The sequence below is a fragment of the Pseudoalteromonas sp. SR41-4 genome (assembly GCF_014163985.1).
GTDB classification, from domain to species: Bacteria; Pseudomonadota; Gammaproteobacteria; order Enterobacterales; family Alteromonadaceae; genus Pseudoalteromonas; species Pseudoalteromonas rhizosphaerae.
Genome location: NZ_JACJEI010000007.1, coordinates 65,276 through 84,112, shown reverse-complemented (window position 1 = coordinate 84,112; position 18,837 = coordinate 65,276). Strand labels below are relative to the sequence as shown.

The 18,837-nt window shown below is 40.3% G+C and carries 20 protein-coding genes; 13 read left to right on the top strand and 7 right to left on the bottom strand.

The window, feature by feature from the left end:
* The first annotated feature begins 51 nt into the window (after positions 1–51).
* Together H5180_RS07655 and sthA are read left to right on the top strand one after the other, a co-directional pair.
* Positions 52–1,185 (top strand): fatty acid desaturase, encoded by a 1,134-nt coding sequence (locus tag H5180_RS07655; protein WP_145242414.1) that lies wholly within the window; start codon positions 52–54, stop codon positions 1,183–1,185.
* A 13-nt stretch (positions 1,186–1,198) separates the two neighbouring features.
* Entirely contained in the window at positions 1,199–2,626 is a 1,428-nt protein-coding gene (gene sthA / locus H5180_RS07650; protein ID WP_145242412.1) for a Si-specific NAD(P)(+) transhydrogenase, read from the top strand.
* 85 nt (positions 2,627–2,711) lie between these two features.
* Here sthA and hemE read toward each other — a convergent pair whose 3' ends face one another.
* The gene (gene hemE / locus H5180_RS07645; protein WP_149980407.1) at positions 2,712–3,776 is read right to left on the bottom strand and encodes a uroporphyrinogen decarboxylase; all 1,065 of its coding nucleotides are present in this window, start codon (positions 3,774–3,776) and stop codon (positions 2,712–2,714) included.
* A gap of 502 nt (positions 3,777–4,278) precedes the next feature.
* On the opposite strand from hemE, the gene rsd reads away from it, so the two are divergent.
* A complete protein-coding gene (gene rsd, locus H5180_RS07640; protein WP_145242408.1) occupies positions 4,279–4,746 on the top strand; it encodes a sigma D regulator in 468 nt (155 codons plus the stop codon).
* Between the two features lie 176 nt (positions 4,747–4,922).
* Positions 4,923–5,972 (top strand): LD-carboxypeptidase, encoded by a 1,050-nt coding sequence (locus H5180_RS07635; protein ID WP_182758006.1) that lies wholly within the window; start codon positions 4,923–4,925, stop codon positions 5,970–5,972.
* A gap of 57 nt (positions 5,973–6,029) precedes the next feature.
* Here the strand turns inward: H5180_RS07635 and fkpA are convergent, their stop codons facing one another.
* Complete coding sequence (gene fkpA / locus H5180_RS07630; protein ID WP_145242404.1) at positions 6,030–6,782, bottom strand: FKBP-type peptidyl-prolyl cis-trans isomerase; 753 nt, start codon at positions 6,780–6,782, stop codon at positions 6,030–6,032.
* A gap of 202 nt (positions 6,783–6,984) precedes the next feature.
* Here fkpA and H5180_RS07625 point away from each other — a divergent pair, with 202 nt between their 5' ends.
* The gene (locus H5180_RS07625; RefSeq protein WP_145242402.1) at positions 6,985–7,983 is read left to right on the top strand and encodes a WD40 repeat domain-containing protein; all 999 of its coding nucleotides are present in this window, start codon (positions 6,985–6,987) and stop codon (positions 7,981–7,983) included.
* Positions 7,970–8,185, top strand: coding sequence for a SlyX family protein (locus H5180_RS07620; protein WP_145242400.1), 216 nt, complete (start codon positions 7,970–7,972; stop codon positions 8,183–8,185). The genes H5180_RS07625 and H5180_RS07620 overlap by 14 nt, the downstream gene beginning before the upstream one ends.
* A 13-nt stretch (positions 8,186–8,198) precedes the next feature.
* On the opposite strand, the gene H5180_RS07615 is transcribed toward H5180_RS07620, so the two are convergent.
* Positions 8,199–8,402: a YheV family putative zinc ribbon protein gene (locus tag H5180_RS07615; RefSeq protein WP_029216159.1), complete on the bottom strand. Its 204-nt coding sequence runs from the start codon at positions 8,400–8,402 to the stop codon at positions 8,199–8,201.
* A gap of 143 nt (positions 8,403–8,545) precedes the next feature.
* Between H5180_RS07615 and H5180_RS07610 the strand changes: the two genes are divergently transcribed.
* Entirely contained in the window at positions 8,546–10,468 is a 1,923-nt protein-coding gene (locus H5180_RS07610) for an ATP-binding cassette domain-containing protein (RefSeq protein WP_145242398.1), read from the top strand.
* Positions 10,455–10,868 (top strand): TIGR02444 family protein, encoded by a 414-nt coding sequence (locus tag H5180_RS07605; RefSeq protein ID WP_182758005.1) that lies wholly within the window; start codon positions 10,455–10,457, stop codon positions 10,866–10,868. The genes H5180_RS07610 and H5180_RS07605 overlap by 14 nt, the downstream gene beginning before the upstream one ends.
* Positions 10,869–11,213: 345 nt before the next feature.
* Here H5180_RS07605 and H5180_RS07600 read toward each other — a convergent pair whose 3' ends face one another.
* From H5180_RS07600 to H5180_RS07590, 3 genes are all read right to left on the bottom strand, one after another.
* Positions 11,214–11,561 (bottom strand): hypothetical protein, encoded by a 348-nt coding sequence (locus tag H5180_RS07600; protein WP_149980405.1) that lies wholly within the window; start codon positions 11,559–11,561, stop codon positions 11,214–11,216.
* 461 nt (positions 11,562–12,022) lie between these two features.
* Complete coding sequence (locus H5180_RS07595) at positions 12,023–12,244, bottom strand: helix-turn-helix transcriptional regulator (RefSeq protein WP_064667688.1); 222 nt, start codon at positions 12,242–12,244, stop codon at positions 12,023–12,025.
* Positions 12,237–12,737 (bottom strand): hypothetical protein, encoded by a 501-nt coding sequence (locus tag H5180_RS07590; protein WP_064667687.1) that lies wholly within the window; start codon positions 12,735–12,737, stop codon positions 12,237–12,239. Before H5180_RS07590 ends, H5180_RS07595 begins: the two co-directional genes overlap by 8 nt.
* 514 nt (positions 12,738–13,251) lie before the next feature.
* Between H5180_RS07590 and H5180_RS07585 the strand changes: the two genes are divergently transcribed.
* Genes H5180_RS07585 through H5180_RS07575 form a run of 3 tightly spaced genes read left to right on the top strand, consistent with a single transcriptional unit; the run spans position 13,252 to position 15,727 of the window.
* Positions 13,252–14,232, top strand: coding sequence for a hydrolase (locus H5180_RS07585; RefSeq protein WP_145242394.1), 981 nt, complete (start codon positions 13,252–13,254; stop codon positions 14,230–14,232).
* Positions 14,229–14,474 (top strand): YheU family protein, encoded by a 246-nt coding sequence (locus H5180_RS07580; RefSeq protein WP_145242392.1) that lies wholly within the window; start codon positions 14,229–14,231, stop codon positions 14,472–14,474. The genes H5180_RS07585 and H5180_RS07580 overlap by 4 nt, the downstream gene beginning before the upstream one ends.
* Positions 14,475–14,533: 59 nt before the next feature.
* Positions 14,534–15,727: a dipeptidase gene (locus tag H5180_RS07575; protein ID WP_145242390.1), complete on the top strand. Its 1,194-nt coding sequence runs from the start codon at positions 14,534–14,536 to the stop codon at positions 15,725–15,727.
* A 32-nt stretch (positions 15,728–15,759) separates the two neighbouring features.
* Here the strand turns inward: H5180_RS07575 and H5180_RS07570 are convergent, their stop codons facing one another.
* Positions 15,760–16,437, bottom strand: a complete 678-nt coding sequence (locus H5180_RS07570) for a hypothetical protein (RefSeq protein ID WP_182758004.1) — start codon at positions 16,435–16,437, stop codon at positions 15,760–15,762.
* Positions 16,438–16,657: 220 nt separating this feature from the next.
* Between H5180_RS07570 and H5180_RS07565 the strand changes: the two genes are divergently transcribed.
* Both H5180_RS07565 and H5180_RS07560 read left to right on the top strand, forming a co-directional pair.
* A complete protein-coding gene (locus tag H5180_RS07565) occupies positions 16,658–17,563 on the top strand; it encodes a hypothetical protein (RefSeq protein WP_182758003.1) in 906 nt (301 codons plus the stop codon).
* 123 nt (positions 17,564–17,686) lie between these two features.
* Positions 17,687–18,628 carry an alpha/beta fold hydrolase gene (locus H5180_RS07560; protein ID WP_182735840.1) on the top strand — a complete coding sequence of 314 codons (942 nt, stop codon included), beginning with the start codon at positions 17,687–17,689 and terminating at the stop codon, positions 18,626–18,628.
* Positions 18,629–18,837: the final 209 nt, after the last annotated feature.

The window sequence follows — 18,837 nt, the reverse complement described above, 5'->3', positions numbered from 1 at the left end:
AGAGAATGAAATATTATTTTAGCTTACAAGTGTACGCTCAGATTTGAAAAGATGAAAAAACCACCGATTATTTGGACCAATGTCCTATTTTTTAGTATTACTTTTTTGGCTGCTGCCACATTAGTGCCTTGGTATGGGTTTACCCATGGCTTTACCAGTAGTCATTGGATCGCATTTGTTGCTTGTATGTTTTATGCTGGTATGTCAATTACCGCAGGCTACCATCGCTTATGGGCCCATAAAACTTACGACGCTCATCCTGTTGTAGAAGCCTTTTTTGCTTTAGGTGGTGCTTTTGCACTACAAAATAGTGCGCTGCACTGGAGCAGCGATCACCGCGTTCATCATGGCCAAGTTGATGACCCTGTAAAAGACCCTTATGCAGCAACTAATGGCTTTTGGTATAGCCACATAGGTTGGATGTTACGCGATTACCAAGGCGACAGTTATGGTGATTATAGTAATTGTCGTGATTTACAACGCAATAAAATAGTGATGTGGCAACACCGTCATTATATGAAATTAGTATTAGCAACTAATATTGGTATCCCTGCCCTGCTGGGTTTAATAATTGGTGATGTAATTGGCATGCTGTTGTTAGCTGGATTGTTGCGTTTGGTATTGAGCCAGCATTTCACCTTTTTTATTAATTCGGTGGCGCATATCTGGGGCTCTCGACCTTACACCGAAAAAAACACTGCTCGTGATAACGGGGTACTAGCCTTGTTTACTTATGGCGAGGGTTACCATAACTTTCATCATATTTTTGCCAGTGATTATCGCAATGGCATAAAATGGTTTCATTATGATCCCACAAAATGGATGATCCGCGCTTTTGCGGCTGTTGGACTTGCTAAAAAATTAAAACGTACGCCGGTTGAGCGCATCGAAAAAGCCAAAGCCGAAACGTTAATGAATAGAACGCAAAACCGTTTAGCGAAATTGCCTTTAGCGCAAGATAAGCTTACATTATTGCAGCAAGAGTACGATTTATTGCTGAAAAAGCTACAACACTTTTGCGCACTAAAAAAGCAAGTTTTAGAAGTTAAAAAGAATAACATGCTGCAACAATGCGAAAAATCAGCTTTAATGACACAATATCATGAGTTGGAAGCAGCCTGGGAAAATCAAAAGCAGGCGTGGCTTGCACTCAATGCGAGGTTATTAAAAGCCTCTTTTAGTTAATGTAGGAGTGGCTGTGGCCAAACAACAAGTAAAGCAAGAACAACCATCATTTCAATATGATGCAATTATTATAGGCACAGGTCCTGGCGGTGAAGGTACCGCCATGAACCTGTCTAAAAGCAACAAAAAAGTGGCCGTTATCGAACGCCAAGCTGCCGTTGGTGGTGGTTGCGTACATTGGGGTACTATCCCTTCAAAAGCACTACGTCACTCTGTTAGCCGCTATATAGAATACAAAGCAAACCCATTGTTTAATGTGGGTGAGCGCCCTAGTAGGTTAACGTTTCCTGATATTTTGCGCCACGCCAGCTCGGTTATTTCTAAGCAATCAAATTTACGCAGTAGCTTTTACGATCGTAATCGCATTCATATGTTTCAAGGTGATGCTAGCTTTGTTGATAAGCACACAATTGAAATTAAACGTCTTGATGGGTCAACCGAACGACTAACTGCTAAAACCATTGTTATTGCTACAGGTTCTCGCCCTTATCGCCCACCTGAAGTCGACTTTACCCATTCTCGTATTTACGACAGCGATACTATTTTAGGCCTAGAGCATGACCCTCATCGTGTGCTTATTTACGGCGCTGGTGTCATTGGTTGTGAGTATGCGTCTATTTTTAAAGGTTTAGGTGCAAAAGTCGATTTAGTTAATACTCGCGACCGCTTACTCGCCTTTATGGATGCTGAAATCTCAGATGCTTTAAGCTATCACTTTTGGAATAGCGGCATTGTGATCCGCCATAACGAAGAGTTTGACCGCATTGAAACCCGTGATGATTGCGTTGTTATGCATTTAAAATCAGGAAAACGCGTTAAAGCTGACTGTATTTTATTTGCCAATGGTCGCACCGGCAACACTGACGGACTTAACCTTGAAGCGGTTGGCTTAAAAGCTGATGGCCGCGGGCAGTTAAAAGTTAATGAAACTTACCAAACCGAGGTCGATAACATTTATGCCGTTGGTGATGTCATTGGCTACCCAAGTCTTGCTAGTGCAGCGTTTGATCAGGGTCGAATTGCAGCCGATGCAATTGCCTGTGGTAATTGCGATGAAAAACTAATTATTGATATTCCGGCAGGTATTTATACCATCCCTGAAATGAGCTCAGTAGGTAAAACAGAGCAGCAGTTAACCGCCGCGAAAATCCCTTATGAAGTCGGCAGAGCTCAATTTAAACATTTAGCGCGAGCACAGATTGCTGGTACCGAAGTGGGTAGTTTAAAAATATTATTCCACACTGAAACCAAAGAAGTACTGGGTGTGCATTGTTTTGGCGAGCGTGCCTCTGAAATCGTGCACATTGGCCAAGCCATTATGGAACAAAAAAATGGCGGCAATAATATTGATTACTTTGTAAATACCACCTTTAACTACCCAACTATGGCTGAAGCCTATCGTGTTGCGGCGTTAAATGGTTTGAATCGACTGTTTAAATAAACACGTTGAGACAGCTAATAAAAAGCCCGCTTACTGATAAGCGGGCTTTTTTGATTATAAATGACAGTGCTTGTTACAGCTGCAGTTACTTATGATATTGCGCACTAAACTCATGTACGGCATTAATAAATACACCCGCGTTTTCAGGATCAACATCAGGCGTAATACCATGGCCTAAGTTAAATACATGACCTTCACCTGTGCCAAAATCTTCAAGGATAGTCGCTACTTCTTGGCGAATACGATCTGGTGTGCCATGTAACATTGATGGATCCATATTACCTTGCAGAGCTACTTTGTCGCCGACACGGCGCTTAGCATCGCTAATATTAATTGTCCAATCGAGACCAATTGCATCACACCCCGTTGCTGCTATCGCTTCAATCCATTGACCACCATTTTTAGTAAATAACGTAACGGGCACTTTGCGGCCATCGTATTCACGAATTAAACCATCAACGATTTTGTGCATGTACTGCAATGAGAACTCTTTATAATCACGCGGGCTCAATACACCGCCCCATGAGTCAAACACCATTAGAGACTGCGCACCGGCTTTAATTTGTGCATTTAAGTAATCGATCACTGAATCAGCAAGCTTATCAAGTAACAAATGCAGTGTTTTTGGCTCAGCAAATGCCATTTTTTTGATTTTGCCAAAGGTCTTGCTGCTCCCGCCTTCAACCATATAAGTAGCAAGTGTCCAAGGTGAACCCGAGAAACCAATTAGCGGTACTTCGCCTTTTAGTTCACGACGGATCGTGCTTACGGCATTCATAACATAACCAAGCTCATCTGTTGGATCGAGCTTTGGAATTTTTTGTACATCAGCAAGTGATGAAATTGGACGCTCAAATTTAGGACCTTCACCGGTTTCAAAGTACAAACCTAAGCCCATCGCATCTGGAATCGTTAAAATATCACTAAATAAAATAGCGGCATCTAATGGGTAACGACGCAGCGGCTGTAATGTTACTTCACAAGCGAGCTCAGCATTTTTACACAGGCTCATAAAATCGCCCGCTTGTGCACGAGTTGCGCGGTATTCTGGTAAGTAACGCCCTGCTTGGCGCATCATCCATACCGGAGTCACATCAACTGGCTGTTTTTGTAGTGCACGTAAATAACGGTCGTTTTTTAATTCGCTCATAGCGTAAAGGATCCTAAAGCTGATAGATATTGCGCAGATTGTATCACCATATCGCACACCTCTCTATCGCTATGGCACTAATTAACCTTAGTATTGATACAGATTAATAATCTATTTTAAGATGCTTGCTTGGTACAAAATTAATACAACAAACAATAACATTTGAAATTTTTTATTAATATGTTTGCAACATAGTAAAAACCTTGGTATAACTTGTCCCGCGTTAACAATAAAAACAATAAAAATTACATAACAATAAAAATAAAAATCTTCTAATAACAATAAGAAAGCTTGTTTAAACAAGTCATGGAAAAAGAAATTAACCACCTTTATGGTGGTTTTTTCTTGCCTGAAACAATATAAACGATTTGTATTTTATTAAAAAAACTGTTTATATATCATATAGTTCTTGTTTTATTACAAAATTATAAAAAAAATGTGTTGATCTTTGCGGCATATTTCATTGTTATAGAAGAAACCAACCCAGCTAAGGAGAATGATAATGCTGACGCGTTTGGAAAAAGCTCAACAAAAATGGGGTGGTAGCCACACCGTGATCGACAAATGGCTCTCAGAACGCCAAGAACTATTAGTTTTATATTGTCGTATTGCTGGCTTTTCACCGTATGATAAAAAAGACCATGCCTTACCTGACCAATTACAGATCCAAAATTTTTGCCAACTATTGATGGATTATTTATCTGCTGGTCACTTTGAAGTGTATGACGACATTGCCAAGGCATGTGAGCAAAAAGGCCCTAATAGCCAGCAGCTTGCCAATGAACTTTATCCACGAATTTCGCAAACTACTGACATTGCACTTGATTTTAATGACAAATATGCAGAGGTGGATAAAGAAGATTTACTCAATGATTTTGATGACGACTTATCAAAACTTGGTGAAACACTTGAGCTGCGTTTTGAGTTAGAAGATGAGTTGATTGATAATTTATATTCTAATCACACCTAGATAATACACACAATTATTACGTTACAAGGAGCTAAGCTCCTTGTTTGCTGTTTACTTTAAGTCTTTTCTTACCCATCTATAAATTTAATATTCCCATAACACCCCATAAAATTGAAATTTATATTTCAATGATGTAATTATAGCCTTATTGTGCATTAAAACTACACAGGCTCGCCATGAATAAACGTACATTTTTGAAATCTGTATCACTCCTCAGTGCAGGGTTACTCGCAGGCAATAGCGCTCAAGCAGCTAACCTATCAAGTCAAACTGCACTAAGTTTAAAAAAGCCGAACGCCTTACCAAGCAGAGGCACAATTGGTGTAGCTAGCCCATCAGCAGCAACAGCAAATCAAAAAGACATTATTTTAGCTAAGCAAGTAATTGAAGCGCTTGGTTATAATGCTAAGTTAGCACCTAATATTATGGCTAGACGTGGCCACCTTGCGGGCACTGATACACAACGTGCAGACGATCTTAATGCGCTGTTTAACGACAGCAGTGTTGATGCTATTTTTTGCTTACGAGGTGGCTCTGGGGCGGCACGTATTTTACCCCTGCTGGATTATGCAATAATCCGTGCTAACGCCAAACCGCTGATGGGCTACTCAGATATCACCGCACTTCATAACGCGTTACTAGCTAAGGCGGGTATTGTTAGTTTTCATGGACCTAACGCCTCTAGTGATTGGAATCCATTTCATGTTAAACAATTTAAACAAATGTTTGAGCAACAAACCCGCATGCACTTTAGCAACTTGCCAAAAGCCGAGGATGAATTGGTTAATAGCCAATACCTCACCCAAACCATCACACCAGGTAAAGCGACTGGACAACTTATCGGCGGTAATTTAACTGTACTAACAGCGCTGGCTGGCTCAACTTATTTACCACAATTTGACGGGGCTATTTTATTTTTAGAAGACATTGATGAAGCACCTTATCGGATTGACCGCATGCTCAGCACTTTAAAACTAATGGGTGCACTGGACAAAATAGCGGGGTTTGTATTTGGTGACTGTAACGATTGCAGCCCGGGAAATGGCTATGGCTCATTGACGCTAGATGAAATTTTTGCAGATTATATAAAACCGCTGGCTATCCCTGCCTACCGAGGGGCGATGATTGGCCATATAAAACGACAGTTCATATTACCGGTCGGTACGCAAATCGAACTCAATGCTGATACAGGTACGTTGACTATGAAAGAAACCGCCTTTAGCTAAGATTTTAGCAACAAAAAAAGGGGCTAATTAGCCCCCCTTCTCGCACAGAATAAATAATTACTCTGCAGCTGCTGCTTGCTCTTCATTTTGAATTTCAAGTAATTCAACTTCAAAAACAAGTGTTGAGTTAGCTGGGATCTTACCTAAGTCACGATCGCCGTATGCTAGTTCTGCTGGAATAGTAAACTTATACTTAGAACCTACAGGCATAAGTTGTAAACCTTCAGTCCAACCAGCGATTACGCGGTTAAGTGGGAAAGTCGTTGGTTCGTTACGAGCATACGAACTATCAAATTCAGTACCGTCAAGTAGTGTGCCTTTGTAGTGTACTTTAACTACGTCAGTTGCTACTGGCATTTCACCATCACCTTGAGTGATCACTTCGTACTGTAGGCCTGATTCAGTTACTGTTACGCCTTCTTTCTTAGCGTTATCAGCTAGGTATTTTTCACCTTCAGCTTGGCTTTTTTCAGCTTCTACTTTGGCATGTTGCTCTTGCTTAGTACGTACTGACGTATCAAGTGCAGTTAATACTTCACGAATTTTCTCTTCGTCAATTTTTGCGTCGCCAGCAAGGGCATCTTCAAAGCCACGAATTAATAATGCTTGGTCAAGCTCAATGCCTAACTCTTTTTTATCAGCTAAATCTTTATTTAAAAAGTTACCAACAGATGCACCAATACCGTATGCTTGTTGTTGTACTTCAGTTTCAAGTTTAACAGGTGCTTGTTCTTGTTTTGCTTCTTGATTACAAGCTGTTAGCGCTAAAACTGACGCTGCAATCAATGACAATTTAATCGTCTTTTTCATTTTAAATCTCCGACACACTTTGCAGATGTCATTTATTGTATTATTACTAGTTAAAGGTTAACGGCCCATGGTAGGCTACTTATCTAATTTCTGATTGTAGGCTATACGCTCACTTTCACGTTAATTAGATAAACAACCTAGGCTTTCACGAGCCCTAGTCTAACCTCTCAATCACTAAGAGTTAAGGGGAAATAGCTGTAATATGTCGATATTTCGTACTTTTTTGTATCTTCTGTGCTGCACCTTGCTGATTGCCTGCTCAGAACAAAAAGACCAAGCCACTGCAAGCTATGAGCATGCAGCCAGAGGCGCGTTCGCCTCCGCAATATCTCATGATGGCAAATACAGCCTGATCTCATCTATACACCATGGGGTCGCCCTATGGGATAATCAACAGCAAGTACTAAAATACCAATGGTTTCAGCAACAAGACGCCGATAGCCTAGTACATACCGTGGCTATCGCTTATGACAACAGCCACGCTGTTACCGCTGAAAAAACCACTTTTGCAGTATGGGATATTGCCACTGGCAAAAATACCGGCTACTACAAAATAAAAACCGCCACTATTCGTGATATCGCCATTAGTAACCAAGGCCGCAGTGTTTTGTACGGTCGTAGCGATGGCGTTGTTGTTTACCTCGACTTAGAGACCGGTAGACGCATTGAGTTCCTTGGCCACCAAGAAAAAATTAACGCAGTTGCTTTATCGCCCAACGGAAATTTTGCTCTCAGTGGCTCCAACGATTATGCGGCGTACTTTTGGGATACTCGTTCCGGACAAGTGATCCATCGCTTTAACCATCCAAGTCGTGTCACCCAAGTGACCTTAGATCCGCAAGGTCGCTATGCATTTACCGCAGACAGTATGACACAAGCACATGTATGGCAGCTGACAACTGGTGATCTTGTTAGTAAACTGCAGTATATTGCCCGCCAGAGAATTTTCACTGCGGTACGCTTTAATGAAGCAGGCACCTTGCTGGCAACAGGCTCACCTAACCGCTTAGTGGACCTATGGCAATTATCCAGTGGTGAACAAATTCAAAGTTGGCATGTAACACCGCGAGAAGGCAGTAGACCAAAATCAGCAGTGGTACTTGATGTCGCTTTTACTGACAACGATACTGCGTTGTTAACCGAAAGCTCCAGTGGGATCGCTGAGCGCTTTACTAGACGAGAAAAAAATGAACACAATTGAACATCGCTTAACAGAACTTGAAGCCAAAGTGGCTTTTCAAGACGAAACGATTGAAATTTTAAATGATGAAATAAAAGTGCACCAGCAGCTGTTGGCAAAAATGAAGCGCCAAACAGAGCTACTGGCTGAAAAAATTAAAGAGTCGCAATCATCATCTATGATGATGTCAGACACGCCAGAGCCTCCGCCGCCACACTATTGATGGTTGCGGGCGCTTAATCGCCCGGTTTAAACACGCCAATGACTTGTTCAAATTGGCGTGTTGATGCCTGAACAGCCTGCTCTGGCTGTGCCATTTTATGGCCGCACTGCATGCATTCGACTTTCTCTACATCGTGCTCTTTGTAAAGCATCATCATATCCATGGTTTTACACTCTGGACAGGTTGCCCCAGCAATAAATCGTTTTTTCTGTTTCACTACGTTTTCCCACAGTTTGAAAAGAAACTTGCTACATTTTAACCCAATAACTACCCAGTTGATACGCTGACGATTGAAATATAGCCCAGCTTCCGTGCTATGATAGCGCCAAGTTCACAAAGGCACAGTAAAGCGCAGACTACATGATCCAGATCTCAGAAATTGAATTACTTCGCGGCGGTAAAGCACTCCTTAAAGATGCCTCAGCTACATTATTTCCAGAACACAAAGTTGGCCTAGTTGGCGCCAATGGCTGCGGTAAATCAACACTCTTTAGTTTATTGAAATCTGAACTACAGCTTGATGCAGGTAATTGCAGTATCCCTAAAGACTGGTCTATCGCCTCGGTAAAACAAGAAACGCCAGCGCTAGATATCAGCGCAATTGATTATGTATTACAAGGTCATCCTGAGTATTACGCCATGCGTATTGCGCTGCGCGAAGCCGAACAAAATGATGATGGCGATACCCAAGCCAAAGTGCACATACAACTTGAGCACATTAAAGGCTATAGCATAGAAGCCAAAGCCGGCGAGTTACTTCACGGGTTAGGGTTTGCAAATAACCAAATTGAAAACCCCGTTAGTGATTTTTCCGGTGGCTGGCGAATGCGCTTAAACCTTGCCCAAGCGCTGATCCGTGATGCCGACTTGCTGCTACTGGATGAGCCAACTAACCACTTGGATTTAGATGCGGTGTACTGGCTGGAGCGTTTTTTACGCGCTTACACCGGTACTTTAGTGTTGATATCGCATGACCGTGAATTCCTCGATGCTGTAGTTGACCAAATTTGGCATATCGACAAGCAAAAGATCAATGTTTACAAAGGCAACTACTCGCAATTTGAACGCCAAAAAGCAGAGCGTTTATTACAACAACAAGCGATGTTTGAAAAACAACAAGATCAAATTGCCCACCTTGAGCAATTTATTACCCGCTTTAAAGCCAAAGCCAGTAAAGCCAAACAAGCACAAAGCCGCGTTAAAGCGCTTGAACGTATGGAAAAGCTCGCACCAGCTCATGCTGATTCGCCCTTTGACTTTGAATTTGCAGAGCCTACCGCACTACCAAACCCATTGATGACACTCGATAAAGCTCAAGCCGGCTATGGCGATGTCACAATATTAAATAGTATTAAACTTAACTTAGTCCCTGGTAGTCGCATTGCCCTACTTGGCCGTAACGGCGCAGGTAAATCAACCTTAATAAAGTTATTGTCTGGCGACTTACAACCGCAAGCAGGCGAAGTATTCCAACATCAGGGCTTAAACATAGGTTACTTTGCTCAGCATCAATTGGAATCGCTAGATTTAAAAGCCAGCGCGATTACCCATTTGCAGCGTTTAAATCCTAAAGCCACCGAGCAATCACTGCGTGACTTTTTAGGTGGTTTTGCCTTTATTGGTGATAAAGCCCTTGAGCCCGTAGCACCGTTTTCAGGGGGTGAAAAAGCCCGATTAGTACTCGCAATGTTGGTCTATCAAAAACCAAACTTATTACTGCTCGATGAGCCAACCAACCACCTTGATTTAGAAATGCGTCATGCTTTAGTAATGGCGTTGCAAGGGTTTGAAGGCGCGATGGTTACCGTTTCCCATGACCGTCACATGCTAAAAAATACCGCCGACGAATATTACTTAGTGGATAACGGTGAAGTAACCCAGTTTGGCTACGACTTAGACGAATACTATCAATGGCTACTTAACGCTAATAAAGAAGCGGCAAAAACCACTCAAGATGACAATGAACCAAAAGCAAACTCAAGCGTTAACCGTAAAGAGCAAAAACGCCTAGAAGCAGAGTTTAGAAAAGCCACACAACCACTTAAAAAGCACATCGAAAAGCTTGAAAAGCAACTTGATAAACACTCTGCCGAATTAGCTGAAATCGAACAAGCACTTGGCGATAACGAGCTTTATAACGATGACAACAAAGCAAAACTCAAAGAATTACTAGCTAAACAAGCGACGTTAACACCGAAAGTAAATGACATCGAAGAGGAGCTATTAATGGCCCTTGAAGAGATGGAAGAAAAAGAGCAGGCCTTTGCCGATGAACTTGCTTAACAGCAACGATTTTTGGCAATTTGCATGTCAGCTTTATAGCAAAGATGGCATGCAAGCACGCCTGTTGGATTATCAAAACCAGCAAGGTAAAAACGTTAACCTGTGCCTGCTACTGTACTATTTAGATTCTCTCAATCTAGCAATTAGCCAAGCACAGCTAAGCAAACTTGAACAATGTATTAGTGCATTTGATCAACAGGTTTTAAAGCCCCTACGTACTTCCCGCGCCTATTTAAAAGCCAATCACACCGAAATTGCAGATTATGCTGCAATTCGTAAAGAACTGCTCAGTGCCGAGCTAAAGCTAGAAAAACAACAACAACAGATGTTAATAACCACAATTAATAGCTTTGCGCTAACACCTTGCAGCACGCCACATAACACATCGTTATATTTGTAAAAGTTCTCATGTAGGTCGTGCTTTAGCGCGACAATCCTACTAACAAAAATAATTCATGGCTAAAGCCATTTCCTACGGGTAACCAAATTTTTCATTCCCCCCTCATTTACTTCTCATTCTCTTCTCTTTGTGCAAAAAGATCTTTAAATGACTTACTGCAAAAATTGTCGCCATAAATGACGACCTACTGTAATTCGTTACTTTGTAACTACTTCTTTATTATTAACTCAGTAAAGAGATCAAACTTGAAAAAGCAACAACAGCAGGTGTTGGTGGAAAAATTAACACATTAACATTAGAGTCTGATTCCAAGACCATTAATGTAATACTATATATTGGTGAGCTTTAAGCGCTCGTTTTTCTTTGCAATTTCAACCCTGTCAGGGTTGCTAAAATAATAACTAACAATGAAACGGGCAACTCGATAATGGAAGTTTTTGAGAAAAAGTAAAACTCTTGCAAGATCAATGAGACAGTTATTGCACCAAGAAAAAAGCCTAAAAAACAAACATAAAATGCATATCGCCAAGCATAATTATCACTGCGATATGCCATTACACCATATAGTAAAAAAGATAAGACACTGGATGGGATGATTGCAATAAGAATATAATCGCCAAGCCTCGATGATGCATAGCGCTCAAAACCAGCAACAATATTGAGTAATGTCGATAAAGCAATTTGCAGCAGCATAATCACTAAAGTGTATTTAACTATCCGTGTAATTTTCAATGTCTACCACCATTATTACTAGGTATAAAAAAATAAAGTTGAAATTATAAGCCCAAACAGATGCTATTTCTAACAAGCTTGTCAGAGCCAACTTTACTGCAAATAAATTTTGCATTCCCCTCATTTACTTCTCATTATCTTCTCTTTGTGCAAAAAGATCTTAAGTAACTTATTCACAAAGAGATTTAGAGGCGCTTCGCTTAAGAGTAAAGCAAAGCCATGATTTAGCTTATCACTTTACTTCAAAAAAATTATCGCCATAAATGACGACCTACAGAAATTTATTACCTTGTAACTGCTTTTCTATCATTAACTCAGCGCCGTCGAACTTAGATAAAGATAAAGATAAAGTAGACACTGTACTTTATAGAAGAGTCAGTAAACCCCTATCATTAAACCCCACTTTAATATCGTATATCATGCTACGTATTGGTCGCCCGATATTGAAATACCTCCTCTAAAGGTAACTTAAAGACGGCTGCAATTTTAAAGGCGACTTCTAATGACGGTGAGTACTTATTTGCCTCAATCGCCATCACAGTCTGACGCGTTACCCCAATAGCATCGGCGAGTTGCTTTTGGGTCATTTCATTGTATAAAAACCGTAATGTCCGAATAGAGTTACTGATTGCATATTCACTCATAGATATCACCCGTTCTACCTTTATATAACTGCGCTATGTAGTTCGTTATTTCAGCAATTAAAAAAGCACCTACCATCACATGCATAGGTAAATAAGGAATGTTGTATTCAATAGCAGGCCCCCAACCATTTGCTTCAATTTGATATTGAAAAATAGCAATACAAATACCCACTTGTAAAATTACCGCTTTATACTTATAACCAATTAAATTTATTTGTTTTTCCCTAACATCAAGTGGCTGTTTTAACTCGTTATCACTAATGAATGCGAGCAATAAATAGCTCAATACCATAAGTACCACAGAGTAAGTTAATACCTGTAGCAGTAACCCTGACAGCCAAGAGACCGAAGCGAGCTGCTCTGTAGTTGCGTTAATTAAGCTGTCTACATAAAAAAACGAAATATATACGCTGACCAATAAATCGATACTAAGCGTAAGCTCTCTAAAGCTTATACTTTGTAAAAGCTCTTTCAACTGTTCTGAACGAGTCATATATAATTAACTCCAAGTAAAATATTTTTGACACCAACTAAGTTAAGGTTATTTTTTAAACATGTCAATTTTTTTTGACTTCAAGTTTATTTTACTTTACTTTGCCTACCCCCCCTTACCAGTCACTCCGCCACTTGACTTAACTTTGTTGATCCAAATCAACTTCTCAATCACGCTTTTTATAATCAACAAAATAGCTTGATCTGGATCATATCAGCCTCTGCCAACTCGCACTATGATGAACCCATAGACATTAGGAGGCATTTATGGACGTATTCTTCAGAGACTTTTTTAGTGACCCAGTACTATTTTTATCATTTGGTTTTCTGGGAGTAGTGATCAGTTTATGCCTTTTCTTTGTGTACTTTTTTATCAAAAAAGTACATGACGACAAAACACCCAATCAGAATTAAGCACGACGCACAAAGCCCCTATCAAGTTATTTGATTAGGGGCTTTTTATTATTAAAAGTTTGTTACACTAGCGATTCTATTAGCTAAACATGTTTTAACTTATGTCTACAGATTTCAAGCCAGCTTGGTGGATGACTAATCGCCATGTGCAAACCATTATGCCACGGTTTTTTCGGCCTTTTCATAATACTCGCTACCAATTAGAGCAGCTTGATACTCCCGACGGCGATTTTTTAGAGCTCGCTTGGTCACAACCCAAAAACGATAACGCGCCGCTGGCAATTGTATTGCATGGCCTGGAAGGTAATATCAATAGCTTTTATGCAAAAGGCATGATGAAAGCCCTCAAAAAGCAGGGGTTTAGTGTTGTTTTAATGCATTTTCGTAACTGTTCTACTGAAGTTAACCGCCTACCCCGTGCATATCATAGTGGCGAAACCGGCGATCTCGATTTTTTTATAAAACAACTTAAGCAGCAGTTTCCAGATCGCTTGATGGTTGCAGTTGGCTTTTCACTCGGCGGTAACGTACTGGCCAAATACTTAGGTGAACAAGGCGAACAATGTTTACTTGATGGCGCGGCGGTTGTTTCAGCTCCTTATGATTTGTCGCCATCATGCCAAGTTATTCGTAAAAGTTTGGCTAAGATTTATCAAAAGTATTTACTCGATCGCATGAAAAAATCGATGCAGCGTAAATTACCGCAAATCACAAAACAGATTGATTTAACACCAGATCAGCTAATGGAAATTGATGATTTATGGCAGTTTGACGATAAACTGACAGCTCCTTTACATGGTTTTATTGGTGCTGAAGATTACTATCAACAAGCCAGCGCTAAGCCTTATTTAAAACACATTACAACACCCACATTAATTGTTCATGCGAAAGACGACCCAATGCTGTCAATTAAAGCTGTACCCAGTAGGCAAGATGTTAGTGAGCATGTTACGCTGCAAGTCTCAGAAAAAGGCGGCCATGTTGGCTTTATAAGTGGAAAAAATCCATTTAAACCGATTTATTGGTTAGAGCATGTAGTGCCAGATTTCTTCACCCAAATCGTCAAAAAAGAGCAGCTATGATCATTCCCCATGAGCAACTAGATAAAGACACTCTATACAATTTAATTGAAAGTTATGTGCTACGTGAAGGCACCGATTACGGTGAGCAAGAATTCAGTATTGAAAGTAAAGTGGCGCAAGTAAAACAACAACTACAAAATGGCGATGCCATGGTGTTTTTTTCAGAACTGCACGAATCAGTTACTATTATTTCTAAAGGTGAATTTAAAGCACTGCAAAGTGAAACACAATTTAACGAGTAAACTTGTAACCCTAGTTGTAAAAATAGACAATGGCTTTTTTACTAAAAGAGCCATTAAAAATGATAAAACTAAGCTCAGTAGTTATTGCCGTTGCACTTGCTTTATCAAGCCAAGTGCAAGGTGCAGACATTAGCGCATCAGCTAAAGCAATTAAACTCACCAAAGACACTATTTTAATCGATACTCATATCGATGTGCCGTACCGTATTCATGCTAAATGGGCTGATGTTACTAAAGCCACTGATGACGGTGATTTTGACTACCCACGCGCAGTTAAAGGTGGCTTAAATGCGCCATTTATGTCGATTTATATTCCTGCGCATTTGGAGTTTGAAGGGAAAGGTAAAAGCTTTCAGCTAGCAAATCAACTCATTGATAGTATGGAAGCAATTGCCCAGCGCGCCCCTGACAAATTTGCTATTGCCGATTCAACGAATGATATTAAAAAGCAGTTCAAACAAGGCAAAATGTCGATAGCAATGGGGATGGAAAACGGCTCACCAATTGAAGGTGACATGGCAAACCTACAGCACTTTTTTGATCGTGGTGTACGCTATATCACCCTTGCTCATTCACAAAGCAACCATATTTCAGATTCATCTTATGATATTCGCCGTAAATGGAAAGGTCTAAGCCCATTTGGTAAAAAACTGGTTACTGAGATGAACAATATCGGCATGCTGATTGATGTTTCACATATTTCAGATGATGCGTTTTATCAAGTAATGGAGCTATCTAAAACACCGGTTATTGCCTCACACTCATCACTGCGCAAATATACGCCTGGTTTTGAGCGTAATATGGATGACGATATGCTACTAGCGCTGAAAAAGAACGGCGGGGTTATTCAAATAAACTTTGGTTCAAGCTTTGTAACCGCTAAAGCAGGTGATTGGGGCAAGCAGTTAAAGAGTAAAAAAGAGTCGGCAAAAAAAGAAGGCACTAAATTAAGTCAAGATTTTGATGCCGCGTATCGTGCTAAAAACCCGTATCCATTTGCGAGTCTTGAGCAAGTACTTGAGCATATTGATCACGTTGTTGAGCTAATTGGTATCGATTACGTTGGCATCGGCTCTGATTACGATGGTGTTGGCGATTCACTGCCAGTAGGCTTAAAAGATGTATCTAGCTACCCGAATCTAGTGCAAGGATTAATGGATCGTGGTTACAGTGACAAAGATATCAAAAAAATCCTCAGTGGCAATGTGCTGCGCGTATGGCAACAAGCCGAACAGTATGCAAAAAAACATTAATTGATAAATAATTAGGTCCTGAGGTTCAGGGCCTAATTACTCTTTGATGGCTGAAAAATCTCATTTATCAATTTCTCTTGAGACGTGGACCCTGCCATTTTAATCAACTCATACATCGCTCCTGTTGTCGCAAAGGTGCTTTGTGTACAGCTAAACGCGTCAAACAAGTTGTACTGGTAATGCGTTGACTCAGCTAGTAAATCACCTGAAGACACATCATATACAAAAAAATCAGCATAGGTATGAAGCGCATTTTCATCTTTATAATAACCGTCTTTAGATCTATATTTAAACGCGCCACTGAAAATCAAAACCGTGTCTACATTTTGTTGATTATTAAACTCAATGTTGCTCCATCGCGAGACGCCTACATCAGTATTAATGATCGACATAGATTGCTTATTTAACGGCACTAATGCGGTATCAAAACCAGCAAAGCGCGCAATTATCCGCTGCGTTAGCAGCTCATTTAAATCCGTAGGGAGCGCATACAACTGCCGTTCATTGCTGAATACCGTAACCCCTGTATGCGTACAAAGTAAGTTATCACCAATCAGCGTAATCACACCAACTTTACCAAGCGGTTTGCGATTTTCTGCGATGCTGAGGGTTGCTTTTTTGACACTGTCTTTTTTAACCTTTTCTTGCTTTGTTGCGCACCCCGATAGGAGCAAAAACAACGCAATAAAAAACCACTTAAATATATTCATATTTTCTTTTCCGTGCTGTATACAACGACCAAACAACATGATGTTTGCAAAGAGAAGAGTCTCCTTGCTTAATTAAAAATAAAATTAATCTTCGTTATCAATCATACTTAGCGAATAAATTATAATACGCTGAAGCACACTTAACTTTCTACATCTTTTAACAGACTTATAGCCCCAAAAGCGGTAAATTACGCCTTTTCAAATATGGAGCCTCCACCACATGCCTATTAGTAAAGGATCAGTCGCAATAGCCCTTGCCTCAGCCGCACTTGTGATCTCGTGTTACGGTACATTTTTCAAATCAGTGAGTTTACCTAACGACAAAAGTAGCACTGAACAGTCATCGATCATTGTTACTAATATGCCACTGAATAATGACAGCAACGAACTTTCAGTTACCCAATTGCATAACAAAATAATATCTTTACAGCGACAAGTTACCAGCCTAAAAATAAAAAATACTTCTATAGATCAAGAATATAATAACGATGACTTTAAGGAGTTAGTGCTTGCTGTACTGACGGAAAAAGAACAGCAAGAAATAGATGAAATGCGTGAAAGCAACCCACTTTACGGTTTTTATGCCGACTTACCACAAGACTATGAACTACGCATAAAGTCAGACTCTGACTATGCGAAAAAGATAACCACACAATTACGAGAGCAAATACTCGACCCAAATGCCACAGACATCGATAGACTCGCAGCCCTAACTCAACTACAAATGAATATGTATATTTTGAATAAATCAAAAATACCTGAGTATGACTTTGCGGTAGTCGATAATATTTTAGAGCTGGCCGCTAATAGTGATGATGAGAAATTCAAAATCCAAGCCATTGAAGTCATAACTCAAGCACCCGTACTCGATCAACGCCTGACTGAGCGCTTTACTTCACTACTGCAGCATGAGTCTAACGATTATATTCGCCGTTTAGCGGGGCAAGGATTGATATCGCAATACTATCAATCGCAAAGCTCAGAAGATGGCAATAGCCAACAAATTGCCCAGCATATTTTATCACTTTACCAGCACACTAGTGATGATAATGTCCGCTCTGTACTTGATGAAATGATTGGCAATGAAAGCATGCTAGCAGAACTGCGAAAACATGCTGAAGGTTAAACGTATTAAAAAACGGCTCTCATTCTGATATAAAAAATTCATATTTCTACTCATGAAGGATTACTGAGTTTTAACTATACTGTTTTGCATAAGTCGCTAAATAAGCTATCAACATAACGTAATATGCGCACGATTAAAATTAAAAGTGGCATTACAATTAGCTATCAAGATAAAGGAAAAAAATCAGCGCCTGTCATCATTATGATTATGGGCCTTGGAGCGCAGCTAACAGTATGGCCTGATGAACTCTATTTTGGCTTAGTAGCTAAAGGGTTTAGAGTCATCCGTTTTGATAACCGCGATACTGGTCTTTCAAGCCAACTTGAACAATTTGGTAGCCCTAACCTATTCAAAATATGGCTAAATAAACGGTTACCTATTAAATCCCGCATCCCATACACCTTAGATGATATGGCAAATGATGTATTAGAATTAATGGCCGAATTAAAAATCAAAAAAGCGCATTTAGTCGGTGCATCTATGGGCGGCATGATTGCACAAATTATCGCAGCTAAACATAAAAAAAAGGTCTTGAGCTTAACCTCAATTATGTCAAGTTCGAGTAAACCTAAGCTATCGGCGTCTAATTTAAAGCTATTTTTACAGCTTGCAAAACATCGTCGCGCCCAAGCCAGTCGTGATGGTGCTATACATTATAATATAAGGCTAAATCAATTAATTGGCAGCCCAGCCTATCCACAAGATGAACTAGCTTTGCGTAAACAAGCTACCCTAGGAGTGGATAGAGCACACAACCCGCAAGGCTTTAACCGACAACTTGCCGCTATTACTGCCAGTGATTGCCGGCAACATTTAATGCCGAAAATAAAAGCCCCAACCCTCGTCATACATGGCAGTTTAGACCCTGTCATGCCAATAGCCGCTGGAAAGCAAACCGCAGCCCAAATCAGGAAGGCTAAATTAAAGATAGTAAACGGTATGGGCCATGACTTCCCGCCAGCATTAATGGTAAAAATGACCAAGTGGATCAGCAAACACGTTAAGAAAGCAGAACAAAAGCGCGCGCAGAAAAAGTTAAAAAAAGCGGTAAGCGGTAAGCGGTAAGCGGTAAGCGGTAAGCGGTAAGCGGTAAGCGGTAAAAATCTAGGTCTCCTCAACTTAAATAGCAAGAAAATTTAATATATTTACTTTCTGTTATAAACGCGGTGGCAAGCCACTCGCCTACAAGTACATATTAACGCCGAGCAACTTAAAACTTTCCGCTTAGAGCTTACAGCTCAAATCGCAGACATTAAAAAAGGCCACCTAAGTGA